Source organism: Granulosicoccus sp. 3-233, from assembly GCF_052681095.1.
On record NZ_JBQYLE010000002.1, the window covers coordinates 183,875 to 210,482 of the forward strand.

Annotated in this window: 25 protein-coding genes; 17 read left to right on the forward strand and 8 right to left on the reverse strand. The window is 57.0% G+C overall.

Annotated elements, in window-relative coordinates:
• Window positions 1-49: 49 nt before the first annotated feature.
• Window positions 50-817, forward strand: coding sequence for an IclR family transcriptional regulator (locus ACUNV4_RS05805; protein ID WP_430877560.1), 768 nt, complete (start codon window positions 50-52; stop codon window positions 815-817).
• Window positions 818-822: 5 nt separating this feature from the next.
• Here the strand turns inward: ACUNV4_RS05805 and ACUNV4_RS05810 are convergent, their stop codons facing one another.
• Window positions 823-1,221 (reverse strand): rhodanese-like domain-containing protein, encoded by a 399-nt coding sequence (locus tag ACUNV4_RS05810; RefSeq protein ID WP_430877561.1) that lies wholly within the window; start codon window positions 1,219-1,221, stop codon window positions 823-825.
• Between the two features lie 112 nt (window positions 1,222-1,333).
• Between ACUNV4_RS05810 and ACUNV4_RS05815 the strand changes: the two genes are divergently transcribed.
• The 11 genes from ACUNV4_RS05815 to ACUNV4_RS05865 all read left to right on the forward strand — a co-directional run bounded on the left by ACUNV4_RS05815 (window position 1,334) and on the right by ACUNV4_RS05865 (window position 15,218).
• The gene (locus tag ACUNV4_RS05815; protein WP_430877562.1) at window positions 1,334-2,608 is read left to right on the forward strand and encodes an NAD(P)/FAD-dependent oxidoreductase; all 1,275 of its coding nucleotides are present in this window, start codon (window positions 1,334-1,336) and stop codon (window positions 2,606-2,608) included.
• Window positions 2,609-2,627: 19 nt separating this feature from the next.
• Entirely contained in the window at window positions 2,628-4,727 is a 2,100-nt protein-coding gene (locus ACUNV4_RS05820; protein ID WP_430877563.1) for a hydantoinase/oxoprolinase family protein, read from the forward strand.
• Window positions 4,724-6,370 carry a hydantoinase B/oxoprolinase family protein gene (locus ACUNV4_RS05825; RefSeq protein ID WP_430877564.1) on the forward strand — a complete coding sequence of 549 codons (1,647 nt, stop codon included), beginning with the start codon at window positions 4,724-4,726 and terminating at the stop codon, window positions 6,368-6,370. Before ACUNV4_RS05820 ends, ACUNV4_RS05825 begins: the two co-directional genes overlap by 4 nt.
• A 59-nt stretch (window positions 6,371-6,429) precedes the next feature.
• Window positions 6,430-7,182 carry an SDR family NAD(P)-dependent oxidoreductase gene (locus ACUNV4_RS05830; RefSeq protein ID WP_430877565.1) on the forward strand — a complete coding sequence of 251 codons (753 nt, stop codon included), beginning with the start codon at window positions 6,430-6,432 and terminating at the stop codon, window positions 7,180-7,182.
• 8 nt (window positions 7,183-7,190) lie between these two features.
• Complete coding sequence (locus ACUNV4_RS05835; RefSeq protein ID WP_430877566.1) at window positions 7,191-9,104, forward strand: propionyl-CoA synthetase; 1,914 nt, start codon at window positions 7,191-7,193, stop codon at window positions 9,102-9,104.
• Window positions 9,105-9,107: 3 nt separating this feature from the next.
• The gene (locus tag ACUNV4_RS05840; RefSeq protein ID WP_430877567.1) at window positions 9,108-9,851 is read left to right on the forward strand and encodes an amino acid ABC transporter ATP-binding protein; all 744 of its coding nucleotides are present in this window, start codon (window positions 9,108-9,110) and stop codon (window positions 9,849-9,851) included.
• Window positions 9,852-9,987: 136 nt separating this feature from the next.
• Window positions 9,988-10,743 (forward strand): sulfite exporter TauE/SafE family protein, encoded by a 756-nt coding sequence (locus ACUNV4_RS05845; RefSeq protein WP_430877568.1) that lies wholly within the window; start codon window positions 9,988-9,990, stop codon window positions 10,741-10,743.
• Between the two features lie 84 nt (window positions 10,744-10,827).
• Window positions 10,828-12,261: a Do family serine endopeptidase gene (locus ACUNV4_RS05850; RefSeq protein WP_430877569.1), complete on the forward strand. Its 1,434-nt coding sequence runs from the start codon at window positions 10,828-10,830 to the stop codon at window positions 12,259-12,261.
• Between the two features lie 468 nt (window positions 12,262-12,729).
• Window positions 12,730-13,677, forward strand: coding sequence for a hypothetical protein (locus ACUNV4_RS05855; RefSeq protein WP_430877570.1), 948 nt, complete (start codon window positions 12,730-12,732; stop codon window positions 13,675-13,677).
• Window positions 13,674-14,198: a hypothetical protein gene (locus ACUNV4_RS05860; RefSeq protein ID WP_430877571.1), complete on the forward strand. Its 525-nt coding sequence runs from the start codon at window positions 13,674-13,676 to the stop codon at window positions 14,196-14,198. The genes ACUNV4_RS05855 and ACUNV4_RS05860 overlap by 4 nt, the downstream gene beginning before the upstream one ends.
• 240 nt (window positions 14,199-14,438) lie before the next feature.
• The gene (locus ACUNV4_RS05865; RefSeq protein WP_430877572.1) at window positions 14,439-15,218 is read left to right on the forward strand and encodes a response regulator transcription factor; all 780 of its coding nucleotides are present in this window, start codon (window positions 14,439-14,441) and stop codon (window positions 15,216-15,218) included.
• A gap of 53 nt (window positions 15,219-15,271) precedes the next feature.
• Here ACUNV4_RS05865 and ACUNV4_RS05870 read toward each other — a convergent pair whose 3' ends face one another.
• Window positions 15,272-16,636 carry a ribonuclease J gene (locus ACUNV4_RS05870; protein WP_430877573.1) on the reverse strand — a complete coding sequence of 455 codons (1,365 nt, stop codon included), beginning with the start codon at window positions 16,634-16,636 and terminating at the stop codon, window positions 15,272-15,274.
• A gap of 92 nt (window positions 16,637-16,728) precedes the next feature.
• Here ACUNV4_RS05870 and ACUNV4_RS05875 point away from each other — a divergent pair, with 92 nt between their 5' ends.
• Window positions 16,729-17,838 carry a hemolysin family protein gene (locus ACUNV4_RS05875; RefSeq protein ID WP_430877574.1) on the forward strand — a complete coding sequence of 370 codons (1,110 nt, stop codon included), beginning with the start codon at window positions 16,729-16,731 and terminating at the stop codon, window positions 17,836-17,838.
• 25 nt (window positions 17,839-17,863) lie between these two features.
• On the opposite strand, the gene ACUNV4_RS05880 is transcribed toward ACUNV4_RS05875, so the two are convergent.
• The 5 genes from ACUNV4_RS05880 to ACUNV4_RS05900 form a co-directional block, all read right to left on the reverse strand.
• Window positions 17,864-18,832, reverse strand: coding sequence for a DUF808 domain-containing protein (locus tag ACUNV4_RS05880; protein ID WP_430877575.1), 969 nt, complete (start codon window positions 18,830-18,832; stop codon window positions 17,864-17,866).
• A gap of 405 nt (window positions 18,833-19,237) precedes the next feature.
• The gene (locus ACUNV4_RS05885; protein WP_430877576.1) at window positions 19,238-19,540 is read right to left on the reverse strand and encodes a high-potential iron-sulfur protein; all 303 of its coding nucleotides are present in this window, start codon (window positions 19,538-19,540) and stop codon (window positions 19,238-19,240) included.
• A 155-nt stretch (window positions 19,541-19,695) separates the two neighbouring features.
• Window positions 19,696-19,875, reverse strand: a complete 180-nt coding sequence (locus ACUNV4_RS05890) for a hypothetical protein (protein WP_430877577.1) — start codon at window positions 19,873-19,875, stop codon at window positions 19,696-19,698.
• Between the two features lie 179 nt (window positions 19,876-20,054).
• Complete coding sequence (locus ACUNV4_RS05895; protein ID WP_430877578.1) at window positions 20,055-20,603, reverse strand: DUF937 domain-containing protein; 549 nt, start codon at window positions 20,601-20,603, stop codon at window positions 20,055-20,057.
• A gap of 106 nt (window positions 20,604-20,709) precedes the next feature.
• Window positions 20,710-20,988, reverse strand: coding sequence for a hypothetical protein (locus tag ACUNV4_RS05900; protein ID WP_430877579.1), 279 nt, complete (start codon window positions 20,986-20,988; stop codon window positions 20,710-20,712).
• Window positions 20,989-21,387: 399 nt separating this feature from the next.
• Between ACUNV4_RS05900 and ACUNV4_RS05905 the strand changes: the two genes are divergently transcribed.
• On the forward strand, window positions 21,388-22,053 hold the full coding sequence (locus ACUNV4_RS05905; RefSeq protein ID WP_430877580.1) for a response regulator transcription factor: 666 nt from the start codon (window positions 21,388-21,390) through the stop codon (window positions 22,051-22,053).
• Entirely contained in the window at window positions 22,050-23,381 is a 1,332-nt protein-coding gene (locus ACUNV4_RS05910; protein WP_430877581.1) for an ATP-binding protein, read from the forward strand. Before ACUNV4_RS05905 ends, ACUNV4_RS05910 begins: the two co-directional genes overlap by 4 nt.
• On the opposite strand, the gene yhbY is transcribed toward ACUNV4_RS05910, so the two are convergent.
• The gene (gene yhbY, locus ACUNV4_RS05915; RefSeq protein ID WP_430877582.1) at window positions 23,378-23,695 is read right to left on the reverse strand and encodes a ribosome assembly RNA-binding protein YhbY; all 318 of its coding nucleotides are present in this window, start codon (window positions 23,693-23,695) and stop codon (window positions 23,378-23,380) included. The genes ACUNV4_RS05910 and yhbY overlap by 4 nt on opposite strands.
• A gap of 80 nt (window positions 23,696-23,775) precedes the next feature.
• Between yhbY and rlmE the strand changes: the two genes are divergently transcribed.
• Together rlmE and ftsH are read left to right on the forward strand one after the other, a co-directional pair.
• Entirely contained in the window at window positions 23,776-24,417 is a 642-nt protein-coding gene (rlmE, locus tag ACUNV4_RS05920) for a 23S rRNA (uridine(2552)-2'-O)-methyltransferase RlmE (protein WP_430877583.1), read from the forward strand.
• Window positions 24,418-24,481: 64 nt separating this feature from the next.
• Complete coding sequence (gene ftsH / locus ACUNV4_RS05925) at window positions 24,482-26,461, forward strand: ATP-dependent zinc metalloprotease FtsH (RefSeq protein WP_430877584.1); 1,980 nt, start codon at window positions 24,482-24,484, stop codon at window positions 26,459-26,461.
• The last annotated feature ends 147 nt before the right edge of the window (window positions 26,462-26,608 follow it).

Genomic DNA, 26,608 nt, shown 5'->3' on the forward strand with positions numbered 1-26,608 from the left:
TGTCGATTTCTGTATATTCGATGCTCTTTGCAATAGCATTTGATGTGGCATGGCTGACGAGAAGAATGAGACAAAGGTCGACTCGACCTTGTCGAAGGGTCTGGCAATACTCGAGTTGCTGGCCACCGCTGATGAAAGCAAGGGGGTTACTGACATATCGCGTGAGTTGGGCTATACCAAGTCCAATGTGTTTCGTCTGTTGCAGACACTCAAGCACCTCGGCTATGTTCGGCATCGCGAGGACAAGAGCTACACAGCGACCTTGAAAACATGGCAGATTGGTCGCCATACCATTGAAAATCTCAATCTGCGAGATCTCGCCAATGACGAGATGCAGCACTTGTCCAGGGAGACCGGGGAGACCGTGTATCTGGCGGTACAGGAGAACCTGTCCGTGGTCTATGTCAGCAAGATCGATAGTCTCAAGCCCATTCGTTCCTGGAATCCGATAGGCGGCAGTGCGCCACTGCATTGTGTGGGTACGGGCAAGGCCATACTGGCTGCCAACTACTCGACATTGCGAGACGCGGTCAAAGGTAGCCTGACGCGTTATACCGACAAGACGCTGACCCGTATCACCGATCTGGATGCGGATGTCGAACAGTCCCTGAAGCGAGGCTATTCCTACGATGCCGGTGAATTCCGGGAAGGGATCGTCAGTGTGGGTGCTGCCATCAGTCTGCCTGACAGGGAAACGATAGCAGCGGTAGGTATCTCGTTGCCGGAAGTGAACCTGAAGGATGTCGGTCAGGACAAGTTGGGAGCATTGGTGGTGGAAGCTGCAGCCAGAGTCTCAGCCAGGCTGCAGCGCTTCTGAATCGTTCAGCTTTCCGTTGATCGTTCCACCGGTCCGTTCTGGCTCGCCCAGGTAGAGAAACCTTCCTTCAGGTGAGCCGCCTCGAAGCCCATATCCTGTAGCGTTGCCACCGTCAGTGCCGAACGCCAGCCGGATGCGCAGTGAAAGACGAATTTCTTGTCGGCCGCAAAGATGTCCTTGAAATAGGGACTGTCCGGATCAACCCAGAATTCGATCATGCCGCGTGGTGCATGAAAACTGCCCGGGATGTAGCCACTGCGCTGGCGCTCTCGTACATCGCGAATATCGACGATAACGACGTCTGGATTGCCCACCATGGCAATCAGATCCACGGTCTCGATCTCCTCTATACGGCTTCTTGCTGCGGCAACCAGCTGCGCGGATGTTGTAGTCAGGGATTTCATTACTGTTTTCCTGTGCTGATATATGAAACAAGGATTCTATATATTGACACGATAGGATTTTATGTGCAACATGGATGCATCCTTTCAACAGGACTGCCAACGGTTGTCGAACATGAAATCAAATCCCGTTTCCCTGTGGGACGCTTCAGCTGAGGAAGAGGAAATATCACGGCCGTTTCAGGCGGCATCGACAGTGGATGTCGCTATCGTCGGCGGCGGTTTCACCGGTCTGTCCACCGCCTTGCATTGCGCTGAAAAAGGCTTGTCGGTGCAGTTGCTGGAAGCGGAACAGATTGGCTACGGAGGTTCAGGTCGCAATTGTGGTCTGGTGAATGCAGCATTGTGGTTGCCCCCCGCCAAGGTTCGCGAGCAACTTGGCAATACCTATGGGCCAAGGTTCATCAGGGAATTCGGAAAGGGGCCGGAATATGTCTTCTCCCTGATAGAGAAGCATCAGATGCGTTGTGAGACGACTCGCACCGGAACCATTCACGCTGCGCATTCTCCCGGAGGCATGAAGGATCTGCAGGGGCGCATGGCAGAATGGAAGCGCCTGGGTGAACCTGTCGAATTGCTTGACCGTGCAGAAGTATCCGACATGATCGGTACCACCCGATTCCATGGTGGGCTACTCGATCACCGAGCCGGCACGATCAACCCTATGGGCTACTGCCGCGGACTGGCACGTGCTGCGGATGGTGCCGGTGCCGTGATCTCGACAGGCATTCGAGTGACAGGCTTGCGAAAGGAAGGTAGGGCCTGGATGGTGGAGACCGATCAGGGCGAGATTCACGCAAGGAACGTGATACTGGGTACCAACGCCTATACCGATGAGCTGTGGCCGGGATTGAAGCGTGTCTTTACCATGATCCATTACTTTCAGCTGGCTACACGCCCACTGGATGGCAGGGCGTCTTCGATATTGCCGGGCAAGCAAGGCTTGTGGGATACCGCTCCCATCATGTTCAATATTCGCCGCGATGCCTTCGACCGGTTGCTGGTTGGCAGCATGGGCAAGTTCATGGGAACCCTGGAAAGTGGACTGTCACAACGTTGGGCCAGTCATCAGATTCGCAAGATCTTTCCGCAGCTCGGACCGGTCGAGTTCGAGGCAGCCTGGCACGGACAGATTGCCATGACCCCCGATCATCTGCCGCGTATACACGAGCTGGACACAAACCTGTTTACGTCCATCGGCTACAACGGTCGGGGTATCACCACCGGAACATTGTTCGGCAAGTCAATGGCCGACCTGTTGACAGGCATGCCCGCTGTTGATCTGCCGTTACCGATAAGCACTCTGACCACAGTACCCAGCGCGCCCATTCATTCTCGTCTTTACCAGTCGGCATTCACGGCCAACCAAGTCATCAGGAGCATCGTCTAGTGAGCAAGGGAGAACACTCATGAACAAGTCGATTCGTGTTGGCGCCGATGTCGGGGGAACGTTCACCGACGTTGCACTGCAAGTCATCAATGACGAGGGACGGATCGAGCTGTCCACCGCCAAGGTGCTGACCGATTACAGCAACCCCGAGCTGGCCATTGTCATCGGTATCGAGCAGGCGGCAAGCCAGGCTGGAGTGGCCTTGAAGGATATCGGCCAGGTCATTCACGGTACGACGCTGGTCACCAATTCATTGATCGAACGGCGCGGAGCCGATCTGGCCTTCATCACCACAGAAGGTTTCCGCGATGTGATTGAAATGCGTGCGGAAAATCGCTTCGAGCAATATGATCTGAACCTGCAGTTGCCAAGCCCTCTGGTTGCACGGCAGCATCGATTTACCGTCTCTGAACGGTTGGCAGCCGATGGCAGTGTCCTGCTGGCACCCGCTCGATCAGAGATGGACGAGCTGGCCAGACGCATCGTCGATGCCGGCTATGAGGCGGTTGCCATTGGCTTCATGCATTCCTATGCCAATGACACCCATGAGCGACAGATGGCCGATGCCATCAAGGCGCTGAAGCCTGAACTACCCGTGTCACTCTCCTCCGTGGTCTCGCCGCAGATGCGTGAGTTGCCGCGTTTCAATACCGTGATTGCCAATGCCTATGTTCAGCCACAGGTGGCCGACTATCTGGGTCGCCTGGTGAAATGCCTGAAGTCACGCGGTGTGGCGGCACCGGTATTCATGCTGCATTCTGGCGGCGGCCTGATCACCGTGCAGACAGCCAGTGAGCAACCGGTACGTCTGCTGGAATCAGGGCCAGCCGGTGGCGCCATCTATGCGGCTGATTTCGCTCGCGCCTATTCGCTGGATAGCGTCCTGTCATTCGACATGGGCGGGACCACTGCCAAGATCTGTCTGATCGAAGACGGTTATCCAAAAACTGCCAATTCCTTTGAAGTGGCACGTACCTATCGGTTCAAGAAGGGCTCTGGCATGACCCTGAGCACGCCAGTGGTGGAGATGGTCGAGATCGGTGCTGGCGGGGGATCCATCGCCTCCATCGATGCCATGGGCCGCATACAGGTCGGACCACGCTCGGCAGCCTCCGAACCGGGACCTGCCTGCTACCAGCGGGGAGGGCAGGAACCTACTGTCACCGATGCCAATCTGTTGCTCGGTCGCCTTGACCCCGATAACTTTGCAGGTGGCGCTCTGCTGCTGTCCGCAGCGGCATCCGATGGCGTTGTGCAGCAAAGACTTTGCGAAGCTACCGGTTTCTCCGTGGAAGATGCAGCGTTCGGTGTTACCGAGATGGTTGATGAGAACATGGCAAATGCGGCACGTGTTCATACCGTCGAAAATGGCCGAGATATCGAGCATTTCACCATGATCGCCTTTGGCGGCGGTGCGCCCTTGCATGCCTGCCGCTTGTGCGAAAAGCTCAATATCGGCAGTCTGATCATTCCTCCGGGTGCTGGCGTTGGCTCGGCCATCGGCTTCCTCAAGGCGCCCTTCAGCTATGAAGCCACGCGAGGACTGTTTCAACGGCTGGTCGATTTCGATGTGTCGGCAGTACGTGACACGATCGGAAACCTTGAAGAAGAGGCTCTGTCGTTCGTGAACCAGGGCGCCGCGGGGGAGAAGACAACGCGCAGCCTGACGGCTTTCATGCGCTACTCCGGACAGGGCTGGGAAATTCCGGTGCCGCTGCAAGACGGTGCAGAGGCTTCGTTGAACGAGCAGACGATACGACAGGCATTCGAACGGGCTTATCGTACCTTGTTCGGTCGCACCATTGATGGCCTGGGTATCGAGATCACCAATTGGTCCTTGACGATCAGTACCGAATTGGCAGCCGCTGAACCGGTTGCGCAAGTAACGCAAGGTTCGGCCGTGAATTCATTCGCCACGCGTGAATTCTTCGATGCCGCCCAGCGTGCCCGAGTGTCCGCGCGAGAAGTGACGCGCGAGCAGATGCGTGGCGGAGTCATGGTCGAGGGGCCGGCCGTCATCGTCGAGCGTGAAACGAGCACCATTGTCACTTCAGCTTACAACGCCATCGGTCAGGCTGACGGGAGCCTGCTGATACTGCGAAAGGGAGCCAGCGCATGAACCGGCAGAATATCGATTTTCAGATCATGTGGAACCGCTTGATCGCGGTGGTCGAAGAGCAGGCAACGACGTTGATCCGAACCGCCTTTTCCACCTCGGTGCGGGAGGCAGGTGATCTCTCGGCAGGGCTGTTCGACAAGCGGGGCCGAATGATGGCTCAGGCCGTTACCGGAACCCCGGGACACGTCAATGCGATGGCCGAAAGCGTCACTCACTTCGTGCGTGAGATTGGTGCCGACAACATTCGTGAACGCGATGTCTTCGTCACCAACGACCCGTGGTTCGGTACCGGACATCTGCATGACATCACCATGGTATCGCCGGTATTCCGGGCGTCGGAACATATCGGATTCTTCGCCTGTACGGCGCATGTGGTGGACATCGGCGGGCGCGGATTCGGGCCTGATGCCAACGAGGTCTTCGAGGAAGGCCTGCAGATTCCGATCATGAAGTTCGCCAACCAGGGCGTCGTTTCCGATGACCTTGTGCGACTGGTGCGAGCCAATGTGCGGGTGCCAGACCAGGTGGTGGGGGACTTGTATTCTCTGGCGGCCTGCAACGAGGCAGGGGATCGTCGCCTGCAGGCCATGCTGGATGAATTCTCACTCGATGAGTTGCAAGGTCTTGCCGATTTCATCATCGACAACAGCCGCAATGCGACTCTGAAGGCAATTGCTGCTGTTCCTGATGGCGTGTTTCACAACACCATGCAGGTGGATGGTTACGACGAGCCGGTAATGATGGCAGTCAGCCTGACGGTTGATGGTGAGTCGCTGCTTGCTGATTTTGACGGCACCTCGGGGATGAGCCCCCATGGGGTCAATGTGCCTGAAGTCTATACGCGTGCCTATGCCTGTTATGGCCTGAAGTGCGCGATTGCGCCTCAGGTTCCCAACAATACCGGCTCCCTCGAGCCGTTTCGAATCACGGCTCCCGAGGGTTGTATTCTGGCGGCGCGTCGACCCGCTCCGGTGTCCGTCAGGCATGTTCTGGGTCACCTGGTGCCCGATGTGGTACTCGGCGCACTTCACCAGGCCATGCCCGATACAGTACCGGCCGAGGGTGCCAGTGCATTGTGGAATATCCAGATCTCCGTGCGGGCCAGTAGTGGGGATTCCTCCATCGCGAACTCGGAAGTGCTGATGTTCAATTCGGGTGGGACGGGTGCGCGACCACAACTGGATGGTCTGTCGGCAACAGCCTTCCCTTCGGGTGTTTCCACCATGAGCGTCGAGGCCACTGAACACGTCGGGCCCATTACTGTCTGGCGCAAGGATCTGCGGGCGGATTCAGCGGGCTCGGGGTGCTTTCGAGGCGGCTTTGGTCAAACCATCGAGATAGAAGCGCGTGAAGGCTTCGACTTTTCCTTCAATGCCATGTTTGATCGTGTGTCCAACCCGGCGCGCGGTCGTGATGGTGGGCACGACGGTGCCGCAGGCATGGTTGAACTGGCAGATGGAACGCCGCTGAAAAGCAAGGGCAAGCAACAGATCGGCAATGGTCAACGACTCAAGCTGAGCTTGCCGGGGGGCGGCGGTTACGGTGATCCGAAGGCGCGAGATCCTGACCTTCTCAAGGCAGACATGGATGCCGGACTGATCTCGGTGAACAAGGCCAGAGCCGATTATGGCTTTGAAGGCTGACACCGGTTGTCGCATCACGTGAACCTCACTATTGCACTCAACACTTTCGGAACAAGGACATGACAGACAAACCATTGGCATTGGTAACGGGGGCTGCTCAGGGCATCGGTTATGCCTGCGCTGAGGCGCTGGCCGAGCAGGGTGCTCGGCTTATCCTGTGTGACATTGACGAGCACGGTGTGCAGACAGCGGCAGATCAACTGGGAGGAGGGGCTGTAGCCTTCACCTGCGACATGGGTGATACCGATCAGATAGAAGCCATGTTCGATTCCATCGAAGCTGAGCACGGTGTGGTGGAGATTCTGGTCAACAACGCCGGTATCGCCTTGCCGGGTGATTTTCTGGACACCTCGCTGGAACAGTTTCGCAAGGTGATCGATGTCAATCTCATCGGTACCTTTGCAGCACTTCAACGTGCAGCACGCAGCATGGTTGCCAACAAGGTCGAGGGTTCGATAGTGAACATGTCGTCCATCAATGCCGTTGTCGCCATTCCGTCGATCGCCGCCTATTGTTCATCCAAGGGGGGAGTCATGCAGCTGACCAAGGCCTCGGCGCTGGCGCTGGCACCGCACAATATTCGTGTCAACGCTGTCGGACCGGGGTCGATCGATACCGCCATGATGGCAGGCGTCAACGCCAACCCGGAAGCAATGAACATGGTGATGTCGCGTACGCCACTGAAGCGGGTCGGGCGCGCCCGGGAAATCGGTGATGTCGTGGCTTTCCTGGCGAGCAGCAAGGCCAGCTATGTGACGGGCGAGACCATCTATGTCGATGGTGGCCGTCTGGGCATGAACTACACCTGTTGAGCAAACACATGAAAAGTCACTACCCGGAAGTCTATGCGCAATGGCGGCAGGACCCTGTTGCCTTCTGGCAAGCGGCAGGCGAAAAAATCGACTGGATACGCCCGGCCACTCATGTCTTCAATGCCGAAGCAGGTGCCTATGGGCGATGGTTCGACGGGGCCTTGTGCAATACCTGTGAAAACTGTGTCGACCGTCATGTCGAGGCCGGTAATGGTGAACGTCTGGCATTGATTCATGATAGTCCGGTGACCGGTCAGGTCCGACGTTACACCTATGATGAACTGCTGATCGAGGTCGGCGCCCTGGCCTCTGTCATGCAGGACTACGGTGTTGCCAAGGGAGACAGAGTTGTCATATACATGCCCATGGTGGCAGAGGCCGTCATTGCGATGCTGGCTTGTGCGCGAATCGGTGCAATACATTCCGTTGTCTTTGGTGGCTTTGCAGCGCCGGAACTGGCCACACGCACCGAGGATGCAAAGGCGAAATACATCATTTCTGCCTCGTGCGGAATCGAACCGGGTCGAATTGTCGAGTACAAGCCATTGCTGGACGAAGCGATCGAACTCTCGGCGCATCAACCCGATGGTTGCCTGATACTGCAACGTGAGCAGTTGCGCTGCGAGCTGATCCCGGGACGCGACGGTGATTATGCTGAACTGATAGGGGCTGCCAAAGCGGCAGGGCGCATCAGTGAGTGCGTACCGGTAGCGGCAACCGATCCACTCTATATTCTGTACACCTCCGGCACCACGGGTCAGCCGAAGGGCGTCGTTCGTGACAATGGAGGGCATATGGTCGCGCTTCGCTGGGCGATGGAGAACCACTACGGTGTGCAACCGGGAGAGGTATTCTGGGCGGCGTCCGATGTTGGCTGGGTCGTTGGCCACTCGTTCATCTGCTATGGCCCACTGTTGAATGGCAGTACCACCGTTCTCTACGAGGGAAAGCCCGTTGGCACACCCGATGCGGGTGCCTACTGGCGAGTCATCCAGGACCACAAGGTTGCTGCCCTGTTTGCAGCTCCCACCGCGTTTCGTGCCATCAAGAAGGTCGATCCGCAGGGCAGATTGATCTCCGAATACAACCTCGATGCGTTTCGGACCCTGTTCCTTGCCGGTGAGCGTTCCGACCCTGCCACCATCGAATGGGCACAGGAGAAGTTGCAGCGTCCGGTGGTTGATCACTGGTGGCAAACCGAAACGGGGTGGCCTATGTCAGGTAACCCTGTCGGGCTGGGATTGTTACCGGTCAAGCCTGGTTCGCCCGGTGTGCCCATGCCCGGTTACGACGTTCAGGTGCTCGATGATGACGGACATCCGGTAGCGCGTGGCGAGTTGGGCAATATCGTCTGCAAGCTGCCACTGCCACCGTCGGGGTTTCCGACACTGTGGAACGCCGAAGAACGGTTTCACAGTGCCTATCTGAGAGAGTTTCCGGGTTACTACGCGACGGCCGACGCTGGAATCATCGACGAAGACGGCTATGTGTTCATCATGGCCAGAACCGATGACATCATCAACGTGGCGGGCCATCGACTCTCGACCGGCGCCATGGAAGAGGTCATGGGCAAACACCCGGATATTGCCGAGTCCGCTGTTGTCGGACTGGCTGACGCCTTGAAAGGGCAGATACCCATCGGATTCTACGTCACCAACGATGGTGTCAACAGAGATCCCTGTGAACTGCAGGCTGAACTGATACTAGGCGTGCGCGAGGCGATCGGACCTGTCGCAGCCTTCAAGACAGTTATCGAGGTTGCCCGTCTGCCAAAGACGCGCTCGGGAAAGGTGCTGCGGGGCACGATGCAGAAGATCGGTGATGGTGCCGACTGGAAGCTGCCTGCGGCAATCGATGATCCGGAGAGTCTGACTGAAATCACAGAGGCTCTGGTAAGAGAAGGTATTCTGATTCGGGAGTAGGAAATGAGTGACAGACCTGCCGTACAGCTGCGTGACGTCAACAAGTACTATGGTGATTTCCATGCACTGAAGCACATCAATCTCGACGTTGCTCGAGGTGAGAAGATCGTCGTCTGTGGACCTTCGGGATCCGGCAAGTCGACGATGATTCGTACCATGAACCAGCTGGAGGAGCACCAGTCAGGGGAGATCAGGATCAATGGCAAACCCATGAGTGCCGATCTGCCGAATATCGAGGTGATGCGACGTGATGTCGGCATGGTGTTCCAGCACTTCAATCTGTTTCCGCACATGAGCATTCTGGAAAATTGCACGCTGGCGCCAATCAAGGCACGCAAGATGTCCCAGGCTGATGCGGAAGCCCAGGCCATGCACTATCTGGACAAGGTGCATATCGGTAATCAGGCCAACAAGTATCCCGGGCAATTATCGGGAGGTCAGCAACAGCGTGTGGCTATCGCCCGTGCCTTGTGCATGCGACCGGAAATCATGTTGTTCGATGAACCCACATCAGCACTCGATCCGGAAATGATCGGTGAGGTTCTGGAGGTCATGATCACCCTGGCACAGGAGGGCATGACGATGATCTGCGTGACTCATGAAATGGGATTTGCCAGAAAAGTCTCCGATCGGGTGATCTTCATGGACGCTGGAGAGATCGTGGAAGAGAACGCACCGGAAGCCTTCTTCTCCAATCCGCAGCACGAGAGGACCCGCGGTTTTCTGGAACAGGTGATCCACGCCTGATTCTCGACACCTCGGCAGGCCTGACTGGTTCCGACACACCATGAAATGGATTGGTAGGCAGTGGGTTCAATGGTTGCATGGGGGAGGGCATCAGGAAGCCCTGCCTATCAAGATATATTTCATGTAGTGTACCCACATGATCAACCTGCAGTGGCTTCCCCCTGAGCTTGAGGCAGGCACTGCGCTGGTGCTTGTCGTCATCAGTTTCGTGACCTCGGCCATCAGTGCGACATTCGGCCTGGGAGGCGGTGTCGCCATGCTGATTGCCCTGTTGTCGTTGGTGCCACCTATCGTGGCCTTGCCGGTGCACGCGCTGGTGCAGGTCGGTTCGAACGCCGGCCGCGCCTGGATGTTGCGTCCTCACATCATGCGCACGGTTTTTCTGTGGTTCCTGCCCGGAAGCATTCTCGGTATTCTGATCGCCAGTCAGTTGATCGTGAGTTTGCCCACGACCGTCCTGCAAGTGGCACTGGCGATATTCATCCTCTGGAGTGTCTGGGCACCGGGCATGGGAAAACGGGAGCTGAGTGATCCTGCTTTCATTGCCGTTGGCGCTGTGACCAGTTTTGCCACCATGTTTCTCGGCGCTACCGGCCCATTGCTGGCCGCGTTCCTGTCGCCATCACTGTATGGACGGGATAGGACAGTAGCCACTCATGCCGCTTGCATGACGCTGCAACACCTGCTCAAACTCCTTGCATTCGGATTCCTGGGGTTTGTTCTTGCCGAGTGGCTGCCTCTGGTTGTCGCGATGATCATCAGCGGCTTGCTGGGAACACATTTCGGTGGAACGTTGTTGCGGCGCTTTTCCGAAGACTCTTTCAAGAAGATATTCAAGGTGATACTGACGCTGCTGGCTTTGCGACTGCTCGTCAGATCAACAATGGCTTGATACCTTTCGGATTTGCAATGAAACTGGCATGAATGCCTGATGGTCTCGTCTTCTGTGTGGAATCTCTCCAATACAGGAAAAACCATGGTCAATACAGTAAGAATGTTCAGACAACCTCGACATGTGTTCAGGCAAGCGCTGGCCACTGTCGCTCTGGCTGGTGCGGTTGCAGGTACATCAGTTGCCAATGCCGACGGTTTGCCCGATTTCGAAACCCTGGTGGAAGAACAGGCTGATACAGTCGTGAGTATCGCGGTGATGCGAGAATCCCTGCAGCCGACCGCTGCAGAATCGCCGTCGCTCCAGCAGATGCCCGAAGAACTGCGGCGCTTCTTCCAACAGGATCCTCGCCAGCAGCCTCCAGGCGGATCCGGACGAGGCATCGGTTCGGGGTTCATCATTTCGGAAGATGGCTATGTCATGACCAATGCACATGTGGTCAATGGTGCCTCCGAGGTCATGGTGACTCTTGATGATCGGCGCCAGTTGCCAGCAACGGTTGTCGGCATCGATGAATCGACAGACATTGCCTTGTTGAAAGTCGATGCCTCCGACTTGCCATCGGCCGAGCTGGGCGATTCGGATGAAGTCGTGGTGGGTGAGTGGGTGCTGGCCATCGGTTCGCCTTTCGGACTTGATCATACTGCAACCCAGGGTATCGTATCGGCCGTGTCGCGCAACCTGCCTTCAGGTGGATACGCGCCGTTCATTCAGACGGATGTTGCCGTCAACCCGGGTAACTCCGGTGGGCCGCTGTTCAATACCGACGGTGTCGTCATTGGCGTCAACTCGCAGATCTACTCAAGCTCCGGCGGATATCAGGGGTTGTCTTTCGCTATACCCATCAATGTGGCCAGACATGTTGCCGAGCAGCTGAAGGCAACGGGACACGCAAGCCGTGGCTGGTTGGGTGTGGCCATCCAGGATGTGGACCAGGGGCTGGCTGACGCCTTCGGTCTGGATGCTCCCACAGGAGCCTTGGTCTCCAGCCTGTCCGAGGACAGTCCGGCCGCAGCCGCAGGTCTGCAACCAGGCGATATCATCACCGAGTTCAACGGTTCCACGGTTCATCAGTCAGGTGAGCTCCCCGGTCTGGTGGGTGTGGTTCCCGCTGGAGAGGTCGTGGCCGTGACCCTGTTGCGTGATGGCAAGGAGCGCAACCTCAATGTGACCATCGGCAAGTTCGAGACACAGACGGTTGCCATGAACAGCGCGGCTGATACGAACGCCAGTCGACTGGGTCTCGTGGTAGGCAAACTGGATAGCGCCATGCGCGAAGAGCGCGGTATCGCTCACGGCGTTCGCGTCATCGAAGTGGATCCGACTGGGCCCGCGGCCAAGGCAGCCATTCTGGCTGACGATGTGATACTGACTCTCAACGGCAAGTCCATCGACAGTCCTGAGCAGTTCATCGAACAGATCGACCAGTTTGAAGCAGGCAAGCGGGTAGCGGTGTTGATTCAACGCGGCGAGCATTCCCGCTATGTGGCAATCGAAATTCCCAAGTCACACGAGTAGGCTTCAAACGGCCTGACAGGGCCAGTTCGCAGCTCGTCGATACCGGATCGTCAGCAGATGGTTGACGGTCCGGATCGATGATGTTGCAAGACCCTGTAGAGTGAGCCGAACGGTCCTGTCCGGCCGCTTTCGAGGCCGGTATGCGATGAAGCTGACATGTTCAATCCTGGGGGAAGTTGCTCTGGTGTGTGTTCTGTTTTCGCCTTGTCGGTGCACGGCGCGGGCAGCGGCGCATCATGCCACTCTGGGAAGAAAGGCTGAAGATTGCCGACCTGTATCAAGGCGATTCTCACAGCCTGATCGAGGCCTGGCAGCAGGGTGAAGCGGACTGTCGGGTCAGCCGTTTCCCGGCCCGATGCAGTTGGCGGTGGCAGCCGGGCTGGTAACGCCTCCACAATCTGGCAGGCAGAATGCCGTATATATTTATAGTATAGTGTCTGCTCCCTGGGCAACCCGGAAATGACGCAGGTGTCTGACCCTACCAAGTCGAAAACGCTGCATTATCTGCGCTCTGTGCATGATGGCCAACCGCAGAATATCGAAGCTTCCATTCGCCTGATGCTGCGACGTCGGCGAGTCTGCAAGGACACCGAGCTGGATCCGGGCGACTTGTCGATCATGCGTGTTCAACACCGGCAGGCGTCGACCTCCAGAAAGCCGGTCCTGTTGCATCTGGTCAGTTATGTGCCGGGCGAAAAGGCAGCCACCATCGATCCGGACCCGGAAGGACCGGAGGATAATGGAGACTCCGAGCGTCCGCCCAAGGGCAAGGAGTTCAAGGCGGGCGAATGTTTTCTGCTGGTCAAGGATGCCGATGTGCTGTTCTGCGGCAATGGAATCACCCAGGCGGCCGCCAGAAACTATCTCGCCAGGCTGTTTGCCGATTGTGGGGTGGAGCCGGATCTCTGCCGGTTCGATCTGCGACCGGCAGCCGACCTCGATCGATTGGCCATCATTCGGGAGCGGGGCGTGTCGTCCATCCAGTTGGGTAGCGTTGCCTATGAAGCCAGCCGTAAACTGTTGCCGAAAAACCAGAGTATGAGTCGTCGCATGCTGAAGTCGGTTTCCGATCAGGTATCGGCGCTGGTGGCCCGGGACGATACCGTGCTCGAACAACGAGTGATGGAAGACCTGATCGTCAATGTGGAACTCAAGCTGCAGGGTAATTCCTTTGCCGACATCGAGGCCCAGCGCTCGATAGACCAGATGGCCGTTGCCTTGCTGGCAGAGGATCATGATAATCAGGGCTTCACCATCATCACTCGTGATGGCAATCGCCTGTCCGACCTGTCCGTGCGATTGCACAAGCGGGTCAAAGTGGCATCATCCAACAATTCGATGGAGCATGGTTCTGCCTGGAACTCCCTGACGGTCTATTATGGTGAACTGCAAGAGGGCAAGTTGCTAGAGACATGAGCATTTCCGACATCACGATTGACTGGCCACGGGTTCTCGGATTCGTGCTGGCTGCCGTGGTGTCCTGCATCGCCGGCTGGTATGGCCAGCCGCTGGTTCACGGCAACGCCGAGGCGTCACGCATCATCGTCAATGTGTTCTCCATCATGGCCGGGGTGCTCATCACCATCATGACGTTGCTGGGGGAGCCCAGCCTGTACCGTGGAAGAAGCTGGCGAGCGGACGCAGTCCGGCGTAGCAATGTCTATCGTCGTCTGGTTCGGCAGAAGATTCTGTTCATTCTCTATCTGGTGACACTGGCCCTCGTGTTCGTCTCCAATCTGTTCAAGGGCGAGTACAGCAATGTCGGGTTTCTGCGATATATCGAGTGTGCCTATCTGTCGTGTGCCTGCATGGCGTTCATTCTGTCCATGACTCTGCCGGGGCGTCTGACGGAGCTGCAACTGGCCCGTTTCGATGAAATGGTTGAAGCCCGGCGAAAGGCGGCAACACCCCGCAAGGATGACAAACAGGACGCCTGATATGTCAGATTCGGGCAGGTAGGAAAACATACCTGTTTGTCTACAAAGGCTCCCAAAGGTGTATACTTCTGTCAGGGCATGCATGCGCAGTCGCTGACCAATGGCAGACTGCAAGCATGGAACCGTGCTGTATCCGGTGTGTTGTGCCTTTTCCTGAATGATCCGAGTGCCCGTTTCTGGACAAGCGAGAGCTTTGCCGATCGCGCGGCGCGTGCATGGATGGCTTGCCGGGGTTGGTGCATGGTAGATACAGTAGCTCGTCAGACGATGGTGGTTGCAAAACAGGATCAGACGATTGCCGTCAACGACAGAGTGCTGGTTGTTGCCGGTTTGCAATCGGACTCCGATACCGTCTGCCGCCTGCTGAGCGAAGCCGGTTACAGTCCACAGGGATGCCAGAATTTCGAGTCTCTGGAGATGGCGCTGCAACAGCAGGTTTCTGCGGATGACTTGCTGGCGACGGTGATATGCCATCGAACCCGCCTGACACAGGAGAAGACCGGTGTCAGCTGGGTCAACCGTCCCGGTCATCTGCCTGATCAGCTGCATGGCAAGCGAATCATCGCGGTATCGGACTGCATGGCCGAAGATACCGTGGTGTCTCTGTTGCAGGAAGGAGCGCATCAGTGTTTCGACCTGCATGAGCCACCTCGCATTCTGCAGGTTCGCCTGGAAGCGGCCTTGCGTCGCCACGGCAGACTGATGAGGAAGCAACTGACGCGGGGCGATATCCGCTTCGATCTGGAGAAGCGACGAGTCACGAGGGCAGGGAAGCAGGTGGACCTGTCGCCCAAGGAATTCGAGTTGGCCTATTATCTTTTCTCCAATTTCGGCCGGGTGGTGGAGAACGGTGAGCTCATGACATCCATCTGGTCACTGCCTCCCGGCATGGATACCCGCCGCATCGATACCGCAGCCTGTCGCGTGCGCAAGAAGCTGCGGCTTGCCGGAGACCATGGTTGGCAATTGAGGCGCTTGCGCTGTGTCGGCTACCGTCTGATCAACGCCGATGCAGAATGAGAGGACACAAACCCGGATGCGGAACCGATCCGAGGCTGTGGCGTGTCCGTTGCTCAGCTGGCTATCTTTTCCAGTGATCGCTGGCCCAGACCCAGACGGCCTACCGGAACGGCGCGGCGACGGATGCTGGTGGTCGGACCGATCATGAACAGATCTCCATTGCGACCGTTCAACTGGTAATCGATGCCTGCCGAGCGGGCAACTTCTATCTGTGCCTCCAGGTGCTGCGGTTCACCGTGTACCGGAATCAGCAGCTTGGGACGAATCCATTCATACAGTTGAGTCAGTTCCTGCGCTCCCGGATGCCCGGATGCATGGATGGGAAGAGGTGACAGATCGGGTGTGATGACCTCGATGCCGCGCGCCCGCAGGCGCTCAGTCATGCTCTCGATCGCGCGCTCGTTGCCGGGAATGGTTCGAGCGCTGAAGATCACCATGTCGCCGGCCTCGAGCGCCATATCGCGGAAGCTGTCATGGCTCAACCTGTTCAAGGCGGTACGAGGCTCACCCTGACTGCCTGTGGCCACCAGGAGGACGGTTTCTCGCGGCAGATAGCCCAGATGGTCCGATTCCACCAGTGCAGGAGAGTTCGGCCACAAACCGCAGGCTCTGGCAGCCGCAGCCGTGTTGATCAGCGAGCGGCCCAGCAGACCAAGGTGTCTCCCGGTCGCTTCCGCCACGCGCGACAAGGTGTGCAGACGTGCGATATTGCTGCCAAAGCAGGCGACGACGACTCGTCCCGGCGCCTGGCTGACATGGTGAAACAGCCCATCGTACAGCTCACCCTCGGACAATGAATGGCCGGCCTGGTCGGCACAGGTCGAGTCGCATACCATCGCTTGCACGCCTGAATCTCCCACGCGTTGATAGACAGACGGGCTGTAGTGATGCCCGACGACCGGCTGAGGGTCGAGCTTCCAGTCCGCAGTATGAAAGACACTGCCGGCGCTTGTACGGATGACCAGACCGCAGGGGTTGGGTATCGAGTGCGTATTGGGTATCCACTCGACATCGAAGACACCTACCTGCTGGCGATCACCGGGTTCCACGATGGTAATTTCCGCCTTGTTCAGCAGACCGTGTTCGGCCAGTTTGCGTCGCAGCATTTCGGCGGTGAAGACAGTGGCATGGATGGGGCACCGCAATCGAGGCCAGAGATGAGCCACTGCACCGATATGGTCTTCATGGGCATGTGTCAGCAGGATGGCCTGCAGGTTCTTTCGTCGCTCGGCAATGAACTCGGGATCGGGCATCTGCACGTGATAGCCACTGCTGGTTCCGCCGTCGGCATCACGGAAGGTAACGCCGCAATCAACCATCAGCCATTGATCATCATGACCGTACAGGCTCATGTTCATGCCGATCTCTCCGCAGCCGCCCAGGGGTAGAAACCAGAAATCTCGGGTGTCAGGTGTCATGTGTTACTCGGTTGCTCGCGGTAGTCGCGCATGACTTCAGGTACTATCAGTGCCCATGCGCCAATGCACAAGAATAGGTTCGTAAAGCCCACATGTATACCTTGTTGATAGTCTTTCTACTGCTGTCGATCGTGTTCTCGTTCCTGTGTTCCATCTGGGAGGCGGTATTGCTCAGCATTACCCCTTCCTTTACTCAGATGCAGGTACAGGAAGGCAATGATCTGGGCAAGTCCCTGCAGGAGTTCAAGGAAAATGTCGATCGCCCGTTGGCGGCCATCCTCACGCTCAATACCATTGCTCATACAGTAGGGGCCATTGGCGTCGGCGCTCAGGCCACCAGTATCTGGGGGGCGTCGATCATGGCTACGGCCATCGTTCCCGTGCTGATGACGCTGGCGATTCTGCTGTTGTCGGAAATCATTCCGAAAACCATTGGTGCCAATTACTGGAAAGAGCTGGCCGGATTCACTGTCCGAAGTCTGAATATCGTCCTTTGGGTGTTGGCTCCGCTGGTCTTTCTCAGTCAGATCATTACCAAGGCCCTGAAGAAGGACAAGGATGCGTCGGTATTCAGTCGTGCCGATTTTGGTGCCATGGCCGAGCTCGGTTCTCAGCAGGGTGTCTTCGATGAAGGGGAGTCGAATATCCTGCGTAATCTGCTGCGCTTCAACACAGTCTTTGCCAAGAACGTGATGACGCCACGAACGGTCATGGTGGCATCGGATCAGGACACCAGCATCAGCGAATTTCACGAAACCCACCCGCACCTGCGTGTGTCGCGCATACCCATCTACGAAGGTAGCCAGGACAAGATAACCGGCTATGTGCTCAAGCATCAGATACTCAAGAAGCTGATCGACGGGCAGGGTGATGAGCCGCTGTCTTCCATTCGTCGTGATGTGCTGGCCGTGAAAGAGTCGTTCCCCATTCCGGACCTGTTCAATCACTTCACGGCAAAGCGCGAGCACATTGCCATCGTGGTCGATGATTTCGGTGGTACTGCCGGTCTGGTGACCATGGAAGACGTCATCGAGACTCTCCTCGGTCTGGAAATTGTCGACGAAACCGATAACTCCTCGGACATGCAGGAGATGGCCCGCAAGCAGTGGGAGGAGCGAGCCCGCAATGTCGGGCTACTGGAATCCGAAACCGATCTAGAAAGCGAGCTGGACCCGCTGGTCGACCGTCCTGGTCAGACCTGACGGGTCAAGAGAGACGGGGCGGGGACTACTCGTGGCCCGCCGGAGCTCCACGTAATTTCTGGAAGGTCATGAACAGCATCAGTGCGATGATACCGGCCACGATACCAACGACACCGTTGAGCAGACTGGCGGTCAACTGTTCGGCGACCGTGCCGATGCCCTTGATGTCATTGAAGACCGGCAGTCCGGACACGCCGCTGGCTGCCGATTCGACCTGTACCGACAACCAGTGGAAACCGTGGGTCAGAATGCCTCCGCCGACCAGGAACATGGCAGCCGTACCGACAACGGACAGAAATTTCATCAGAAGCGGTGCAAACCAGAGAATGCCCTTGCCCACCGACTGAGCGACTGCGCCTGGTTTGCTGCCATCCGCCGGAGCCGTCAAGTGCAACCCCAGGTCATCAAGCTTGACGATGGCGGCAACAAGACCATAGACACCAATGGTCATGATGCATGAAATGGCAATGAGGGTGGCAACCCGTACACTGAATGACGCCGCCGCGACAGTACCCAGAGCTATCACGATGATTTCGGCCGACAAGATGAAATCGGTCCGGATAGCACCCTTTATCTTGTTCTTCTCGAATTCGACCATGTCGACCTGTTCGTCGGTCACCGCGGCCAGCAGCTCTTTCTTCTCTGCTTCGGCTTCCGCCGGATGCAGGAATTTGTGCGACAGCTTTTCAACGCCTTCGAAGCATAGATAGAGCCCACCGAGCATCAACAGCGGGGTAATCAACCAGGGGGCAAATGCGCTGATGGCCAGTGCCACCGGTACCAGAATCACCTTGTTGAAGGCCGATCCCTTGGCCACGGCCCATACCACCGGTAGCTCTCGGTCTGCTTTGACACCGGTAACCTGCTGGGCATTCAGGGCCAGATCATCCCCCAGAACGCCTGCTGTCTTCCTCGTCGCGATCTTGGTCATGGCGGCCACATCGTCCAGAATCGATGCAACATCATCAAACAGGGCAAGCAAGCTGGTAGCCATAGGCAGGTCTCGGGAGTGGTCTGTTGTTCGGGCAGGCTGCAGACAGCCGAATTCGTGGGCCAGGCGGCTGTCCTGGCTGCATTGCAACAGGATTATAGCGGCGTACCGACGTTAATCTGCAGCGTTGTCACTCCGGGCATGAAAATGGACCGGCAGTGCCGCCAGGCAGAGACGATTTGCGCCATTCACCGCGAGTTCAGGTCGCGTTCATCAGATCGCTCTTGCGTCGGTGATGAACCGCTTCTGACGCTTTGGCGATCGGAATGGGATGGTATTCAGCCTGAGGGGAATTCATGGCCTGACATTCATGGCCACCGAATGGTCTCGATCACTGATATTCCGGCAATCAAGACGACAACGCCTGCCTCGTGAGAGGCAGGCGCGGGAAACTCGACGGACGGAAGCTTACGCCTTGGGGACGTAAGCGCTACACCAGCCGGCTGCCATGACAGAACTGCCAGGGAACAATGGGCAGGGACCTTTATCTTCACCTTCAGCACCGGTGTAGAGCGTGCAGTTCGAGCACATCTGCTCCGGTATCTCGGTTTCCGACACGTACTGCAGGGCTTGAGCCTGTGCGGATTCAGGATCTACAACCGGCGCATCGTCAGCGCGGCTGGGCAGGCTGGCCACCAGAGCACTGACAGGGATTACCGCAGCGCTTGCACCCAGCATGGATACGAATTTACGACGTTTGATATCAGTCATCAGATTATTTACCTTGGGCGAAATCTTAGCTTTGTCCTACAGCGACATACTATACGACCAGCTTGATGACTTGGACGCTAGCCCGTGATTTTTATCAATGATTAACTGATAAAAATCAATTACTTATTGTAACTGATAACCATTATCATTAGCATTCAGCCAGCGGTGGGAGACGGCTGCTCAATCAGTATCAACTGATCATACTGCCGCTGGAAATAGGCGATAAGTTGCAGGTGCCGATCGATCACTTCGGCGCTGCAGTTTGCCTTGACCGTTGGCAGTGTCTTCAACAGGTCGTGCAGGTTGCGGGTTACGTTTTGCAGTTTGTTCTTCAAGTCTTGGCTCCTGGTTGCTCCTGCCAGCAAGGGGTCACCTCGGTGGCAGATAGCGATTTCACTGAAATATGGCGAATTTATAGACCGTTTTCCAGTGAATACAATGTGTCATCAGGATTACCAGATCGGCAAGACCTTGAGCCGAATGCAGTTACACGGCGGTAATGCCGCAGAAATGTTCAACGCAGCAGGGTGCGTGCTGCCATTCCGAGCACATCGTCCCAGATCGAGCCGTCCTTGTCGCTGTCCAGCAACGATGACAGCAAGCCACCCGTGCCGGCGCGAGTGGTTTTCGTGCGGCCGCTGCTGCCAAGCACCTGCTTGCTCAAGGCGCCCATGGCCAGAGAAGCGACCACAGGCAGCATCTTCTTCAACAGGCTGCTGCTCAGCCCGGATTTACCCGAGGCTCGAGTGGCAACTTCACGACTGACTTCCTTGGAACCGAAGATATGCCCGAGTATGTCGTTGCCATCCTTGATGGTTTCCGGCGCTCCGAGCGTACCGGGCTTCTCCATGTAGCGCTCGTGTTTGCCGGTACGCAAGGCTTCGAGCAGTTCATCCATGCCCGGTGTGGCTTCAGTGTTCTTCTGTAGACCACGCGACAGCGCCGGAATCAGCTCTTCCACGGCTGCCCGGGTTTCCTGTTCGCTCAGGTTGAAGTTCTTCTGAACTTCATCCATGGCTGCCTTGTTTTCGTCGGCGAAGAGTACGTCGAGAAGATTGCTCATGTTCGTGTCCTGTGTGCGTAACACAAGCGTAACACCAACCGCCGAGCCGTCAGCTATCGAACATTCCCGCTGTAACAGTACGTGTCAATGCCGCGGGCAAGACTGTCTACAGGTACTCATCATCGACGATGGAGTCGTCTACCTGATCATCCATGATGAACGCCTCCCAATCCTCCAGAATCTCCCTGAAATGTTTCAGGGCTACGTGATAGGCACCGGCGGGAACCTTGTCAGCGTCTGCAGCGGATGGGCTGCTGCTCGCCGAGTCCGCAGAGTCAATGGGGGACAGCGTCACACCCTGTGTGTCTATGACCACCTGATGCGCATTGCCGATGAACTCGCGGGAATCATCCGATCCATCCTCTATGGCGGTCAGATCATCCATGAGATCTCGGCATATGTGATCACTTCCCTGGACATCTGTCTCGAGAAAGCTCATCAGCATTTTCTCGGCTGCCGGTCCTCGGGCTTTGGGGCTGCCGTCTTTGTCAAAGAAAAACTTGTGATTTCGGGCCATCTTCCTGAAGGTTTTCGTGTTGGCGCACGCTACCCGCGCGCTTTCCATATCCTACTGAAACTGAGATGAATTACCAGTGTCATCCGGTCCAACAGAGGAATTTTATGGTTGCATCGCTGGTCACAGTTATCGATCATCGTTGAAATCAGACCCAAGAAGGACGATTTGTGAAAGAAAAGCCAATTTTGTGCCGACTTTACCCGTCAAGGGTTGACCCGGTATCAACGCTATACTTGTCTCACTTGCATTCTGCTGAGTAAACCCATCGTGCGGCTTCTTGTTGTCGAAGACGATCCCGAACTGGTGTCCTATGTACGCAGCGACCTCGTACGCGCCGGTTTTGCCGTTGATGTGGCAGACAATGGCATTGATGCCGAGCATCTGGGCAATACGGAGCCTTATGATGCCGTGGTACTCGACCTGGGGCTGCCTCAGAAACCCGGAATGGAGGTGCTGGAGGCCTGGAGAACCGCAGGCAACCGCGTACCGGTAATCGTGTTGACTGCTCGAGATGCCTGGTACGAGCGAGTTGACGGGTTCAAGGCCGGAGCCGATGACTATCTTGGCAAGCCATTCCATATCGAGGAACTGATTGCCCGCATTCGAGCGCTGATCTACCGACGACACGGACGTACTTCGCACAAGATCGAGACGCGCTGTCTGCGGTTGGACGAAGACGTGCAGCAGGTCGAGGTCGGTGATGTGACACATCAGCTTACGGGGACAGAATTCCGACTGTTGCGTTACATGATGCTCAACAGCGGGCGCATTCTCTCCAAGACGCATCTGTCCGAGCATGTCTACGATCAGGACTCTGAACGGGACAGCAATCTGATAGAGGTCTACATTCGAAGACTTCGTGAAAAGATCGGTACGCAGATGATTCTGACAAAGCGTGGCCAAGGCTACATTTTCAACGATCCATCCGTTTGAATTCTTCTCTCGAACGAAGTCTGCAGATCGGGCTGGTCAGCAGCCTGTGCATCATCATGTTCATTTTCTGGTGGAGTGCCACGCTCGCCAGCAGGTTGTTGACCGAACGGTTCGTTTTCGAGCGGCTGGCAGCCTCGGCCGGCAGTGTCGAATCGGTACTGGTTCAGGATCCTTTGACACCGGGTATCCAGCTGGGCAATTACCGGCTCGATCCAGCCTACGGCAAACCCGCCTCAGGTCACTATTTCGTGGTGCAGACGGCTGATCGGACAGTGTCTTCCCGGTCTGCCTGGGAGCAGTTCTTCCGGGTGCCGCTGCTGGCCCCGGGTGAGCAGCGGCTGAGGCGTGGGACGGGTGTTGCCGGGGAGCCGTTGCTGTTCTGGTACGGCGGGTATTCGCGTCACGGACTGGAATTCACCATTGCCGTTGCTGAGGACGTCAGTGACATCAAGAGCAAATTGCAGGTGTTCCAGTGGTTCTCTGCTGCGATTGCACTGGTGCTGCTGCTGGCATTGCTGGGGGTTCAGCGCCTGATCGTCAAGCGCTCCGTGGACAAGCTCGACACCATTCGTCGCGACATGAAGCGCCTGGAGCATGGCAAGGCGGTGGCCTTGTCAGAGGATGTCCCGGCTGAGGTGTTGCCGCTGGTACGTGAATTCAACCGGATGCTGAGGCGGTACGACCAGCGATTGCGCCAGTCGCGCAACGCCGTGGGCAATCTGGCACACTCGCTCAAGGGTCCTCTGAACCTGCTGCTGCGGGAGACCGAGTCGGTCCGTGTCGAAAAACACGAGCGTGACGTCATCGGACAGAACGCGGAAGCCATACGGCAGCTGATCGAGAGCGAGCTCAAGCGTGCCCGACTGGCTGGGCGAGGCACCGTCGGGCAGCGCTTCGACCTGGACACCGAACTGCCGGCGCTGATAGGTCTGCTGGAACAGGTTTATTCCGAAAAATCGGTGGATGTCCGCTACAACATCGGACCGGGTGTGGAGCTGGTGCACGATAGGCAGGACATGCTGGAGCTGATAGGCAATCTGCTGGACAACGCGGTGAAATGGAGCCGATCGGTGGTGGTTGTCAATCTGCGGAGCGCCAGAGGCATTCTCATCGATGTCGAGGATGACGGCCCCGGGTGCTCCGCGGAAGAGCTGGGACGGCTGACCCAGCGGGGCGTACGCCTGGATGAGTCCGTTTCAGGTCACGGCCTCGGCTTGTCGATAGTCAAGGATATCGTGGACATGTATGAGGGGCGCCTGGAACTGGCGGCCTCGACTCGCCTGGGCGGTCTGCGCGCTACCGTCTTTCTACCGGCACGCAGTCGCTAGCGTTTCGCCAGCGACAATTCGATGACGGGCTTCTTGTGGTTGCGTCGGAACAGCGTAGCGGTATGCCCGATCTGTTGCACACTGACCGCGTCTACCGATTCACACAGTTTGTCGAGCTGCTCCTGACGGGCCTCCTTGCCGGATTCGCTCAGTTTCACCTTGACGAGCTCATGGTGGCTCAGGGCACCGTCAAGTTCGCGAGTCACTGCATCGGTCAGGCCGTGCTGGCCCAGACGAACGACAGGCTTGAGAGCATGTGCCAATGAGCGCAGATATTTCACTGTAGGCTTGTCGAGTTCGCGTTTTTTAGTCATGTGAAGGTCTGATTGTGTGGCGGAAGGCGATAAACGCCCTACAATCACGGATTGCAGGCCGCCATGGGGTGGTCATTCTAATGGGCTGGGGTGTCGTGGGTCGAGCAAACAGCAAGAGCAGCAATCGCTGGTTGCAGGAACATGCCAGCGATCAGTACGTCAAACAGGCAGCGATCGACGGGTTCCGGTCGCGTGCAGTTTACAAGCTCATCGAGCTTGATGAAAAGGACAAACTGATAAGACCGGGCGCCGTCATACTGGAACTGGGGTCTGCGCCCGGTGGTTGGACTCAATATCTTTCCCGGCGCGCCGGTGGGCAGGCTGTCATTGTCGCCTCGGATATTTTACAGATGGATTCATTACCAGATGTTAGTTTCGTGCTGGGTGATTTCACCGAGCAGGAAACTGCCGACGCCATCAGTGAAGCCATGGGAAATCGCAAGGCAGACCTTGTTTTGTCTGACATGGCTCCCAACTTGAGTGGAGTAGGTGTGTCTGACCAGGCCCGTGCCATGGGGCTCGTGGAGCTGGCACTGGAATCCGCCAGAGAATTTTTGCAACCGGAAGGGGCCTTCGTTGTCAAGGTCTTTCAGGGTGAAGGTTTCGATTCGTACATGAAAGAGGTACGAAATAGTTTCCGTAACGTAAAAGTACGCAAGCCGGCTGCCTCGCGCGCGCGCAGTCGTGAAGTCTATGTAGTAGCAAGGAAATTGATATCATGATGGCGAGACCGTCATTCAGTGGTCAACGGAACAAGCGGCTGACGCCGAACTGCGAGGTAAGTCTTTGAGCGATCTATTGAAAAACGTTCTGCTGTGGGTAGTGATAGCGGTCATCCTGATGACTGTCTTTCAGAACCTCGGCGGGCAGCGACAGGCGACGGATACCATCGCGTATTCGGACTTCCTGCAGAGCGTCAACAGTGGCCAGGTGGATCAGGTCAAGTTCGATGGTGTGGAAATCACCGGCACGCGAAGTGGCGGCCAGCCGTTCACCACATACAGCCCGGAAACCGACAACAGCTCACTGATCGGCGAATTGAACCGCGCCAATGTCGAATTCGAGCGTGTGCCTCCGGAAAACCCCAGCATGCTGTTGAGCATACTGATCAGCTGGTTCCCGTTCATACTCCTCATAGGTCTGTGGGTTTTCTTCATGCGCCAGATGCAAGGCGGCGGCGGTGGTCGTGGTGCCATGTCATTCGGCAAGAGCAAGGCGCGTCTGCTGAATGAAGACCAGGTCAAGGTCACCTTTGCGGATGTTGCCGGTGTCGAGGAGGCGAAGTCGGAAGTGTCGGAACTGGTGGAGTTCCTGCGAGATCCGGGCAAGTTCCAGAAACTCGGTGGCAAGATCCCGCGCGGTGTGCTCATGGTCGGCTCTCCCGGTACGGGCAAGACCCTGCTGGCCAAGGCCATTGCCGGCGAAGCCAAGGTGCCTTTCTTCACCATCTCGGGCTCCGACTTTGTCGAAATGTTCGTCGGTGTGGGTGCCAGTCGCGTGCGCGACATGTTCGAGCAGGCCAAGAAGCATTCTCCGTGCATCATCTTCATTGATGAGATCGATGCGGTCGGTCGGCATCGTGGCGCGGGTCTGGGTGGTGGTCATGACGAGCGTGAACAGACTCTCAACCAGTTGCTGGTCGAAATGGACGGCTTCGAAGGCAATGAAGGTGTCATTGTCATTGCTGCGACCAACCGACCGGATGTACTCGATCCTGCCCTGTTGCGTCCGGGTCGTTTCGACCGACAGGTCGTGGTGCCATTGCCCGACGTTCGTGGTCGCGAACAGATTCTGCGAGTTCACATGGCCAAGGTGCCGGTGGCTGATGACGTACGGCCTGAGCTGATTGCCCGTGGCACGCCCGGTTTTTCCGGTGCAGACCTGGCCAACCTGGTCAATGAGGCCGCGCTGTTTGCAGCCCGTGCCGATGAGCGTCAGGTGGACATGGGTGATTTCGAGCGCGCCAAGGACAAGATCATGATGGGTGCCGAGCGCAAGTCCATGGTCATGAACGATCAGGAAAAGAAACTGACGGCTTACCACGAGGCGGGTCACGCCATTGTCGGTCGATTGGTACCGGAGCACGATCCCGTGTACAAGGTCAGCATCATTCCGCGAGGACGGGCTCTGGGTATCACCATGTTCCTGCCAGAGGAAGATCGCTACAGTCACAGCAAGCGCAAGTTGCAGAGCCAGATTGCCACGCTCTACGGTGGGCGGATTGCGGAAGAGCTGATTTTCGGTGAAGACATGGTCACCACCGGCGCTTCTAACGATATCGAGCGAGCCACCGAAATTGCCCGCAATATGGTCACTCGCTGGGGGCTGTCGGACAAGTTGGGGCCGTTGGCCTACAGTGAGGAGGAAGGTGAAGTCTTCCTGGGTCGTTCATCGTCCAAGCAGAACCCGATGTCTGGTGAAACCGTGCAGAGCATCGATATCGAGATTCGCAAGCTGATCGACGATAACTACCAGGCTGCGGAAAAGATTCTGAAGGACAACATGGATATTCTGCATGCCATGTCGGAGGCCTTGCTGAAGTACGAAACCATCGACTTGGGTCAGATCGATCGTCTGATGGATCGCCGCGAGCCGGGACCACCAGCTGACTGGGGTGGCGACGATTCCAGTGGCAAGTCGGTTTCCGGCAAGCCTGCAACGGAATCCAATGACAAGGCCGACAAGAAGGTGGAAGGAAAGTCGGGTGATGCAGATGACAAGTCTGCGGATGACGACGCGGCCGATCCGACACCGAGTCTGCATTGATATCGAATCCGGAACGGTGTAGCTGCCGTTCCGGACAGGATTTTTCTCTGATGCAAACTGTTCAAGGGTCTGCCTGATTCGGGCGGACCTTTTTCTCGTTCCCCTTTCGGATTTTCTTCACAGTGCAACCCGACCTACGCTGCGGCC

Excerpts from the sequence above, each read along its gene's own strand:
- ACUNV4_RS05805 (WP_430877560.1), top strand. The coding sequence starts at position 50 with ATGGCTGACGAGAAGAATGAGACAAAGGTCGACTCGACCTTGTCGAAG.
- ACUNV4_RS05810 (WP_430877561.1), bottom strand. The coding sequence starts at position 1,221 with ATGAAATCCCTGACTACAACATCCGCGCAGCTGGTTGCCGCAGCAAGA.
- ACUNV4_RS05815 (WP_430877562.1), top strand. The coding sequence starts at position 1,334 with ATGAAATCAAATCCCGTTTCCCTGTGGGACGCTTCAGCTGAGGAAGAG.
- ACUNV4_RS05820 (WP_430877563.1), top strand. The coding sequence starts at position 2,628 with ATGAACAAGTCGATTCGTGTTGGCGCCGATGTCGGGGGAACGTTCACC.
- ACUNV4_RS05825 (WP_430877564.1), top strand. The coding sequence starts at position 4,724 with ATGAACCGGCAGAATATCGATTTTCAGATCATGTGGAACCGCTTGATC.
- ACUNV4_RS05830 (WP_430877565.1), top strand. The coding sequence starts at position 6,430 with ATGACAGACAAACCATTGGCATTGGTAACGGGGGCTGCTCAGGGCATC.
- ACUNV4_RS05835 (WP_430877566.1), top strand. The coding sequence starts at position 7,191 with ATGAAAAGTCACTACCCGGAAGTCTATGCGCAATGGCGGCAGGACCCT.
- ACUNV4_RS05840 (WP_430877567.1), top strand. The coding sequence starts at position 9,108 with ATGAGTGACAGACCTGCCGTACAGCTGCGTGACGTCAACAAGTACTAT.
- ACUNV4_RS05845 (WP_430877568.1), top strand. The coding sequence starts at position 9,988 with ATGATCAACCTGCAGTGGCTTCCCCCTGAGCTTGAGGCAGGCACTGCG.
- ACUNV4_RS05850 (WP_430877569.1), top strand. The coding sequence starts at position 10,828 with ATGGTCAATACAGTAAGAATGTTCAGACAACCTCGACATGTGTTCAGG.
- ACUNV4_RS05860 (WP_430877571.1), top strand. The coding sequence starts at position 13,674 with ATGAGCATTTCCGACATCACGATTGACTGGCCACGGGTTCTCGGATTC.
- ACUNV4_RS05865 (WP_430877572.1), top strand. The coding sequence starts at position 14,439 with ATGGTAGATACAGTAGCTCGTCAGACGATGGTGGTTGCAAAACAGGAT.
- ACUNV4_RS05870 (WP_430877573.1), bottom strand. The coding sequence starts at position 16,636 with ATGACACCTGACACCCGAGATTTCTGGTTTCTACCCCTGGGCGGCTGC.
- ACUNV4_RS05875 (WP_430877574.1), top strand. The coding sequence starts at position 16,729 with ATGTATACCTTGTTGATAGTCTTTCTACTGCTGTCGATCGTGTTCTCG.
- ACUNV4_RS05880 (WP_430877575.1), bottom strand. The coding sequence starts at position 18,832 with ATGGCTACCAGCTTGCTTGCCCTGTTTGATGATGTTGCATCGATTCTG.
- ACUNV4_RS05885 (WP_430877576.1), bottom strand. The coding sequence starts at position 19,540 with ATGACTGATATCAAACGTCGTAAATTCGTATCCATGCTGGGTGCAAGC.
- ACUNV4_RS05895 (WP_430877578.1), bottom strand. The coding sequence starts at position 20,603 with ATGAGCAATCTTCTCGACGTACTCTTCGCCGACGAAAACAAGGCAGCC.
- ACUNV4_RS05900 (WP_430877579.1), bottom strand. The coding sequence starts at position 20,988 with ATGGATGATCTGACCGCCATAGAGGATGGATCGGATGATTCCCGCGAG.
- yhbY (WP_430877582.1), bottom strand. The coding sequence starts at position 23,695 with ATGACTAAAAAACGCGAACTCGACAAGCCTACAGTGAAATATCTGCGC.
- rlmE (WP_430877583.1), top strand. The coding sequence starts at position 23,776 with ATGGGCTGGGGTGTCGTGGGTCGAGCAAACAGCAAGAGCAGCAATCGC.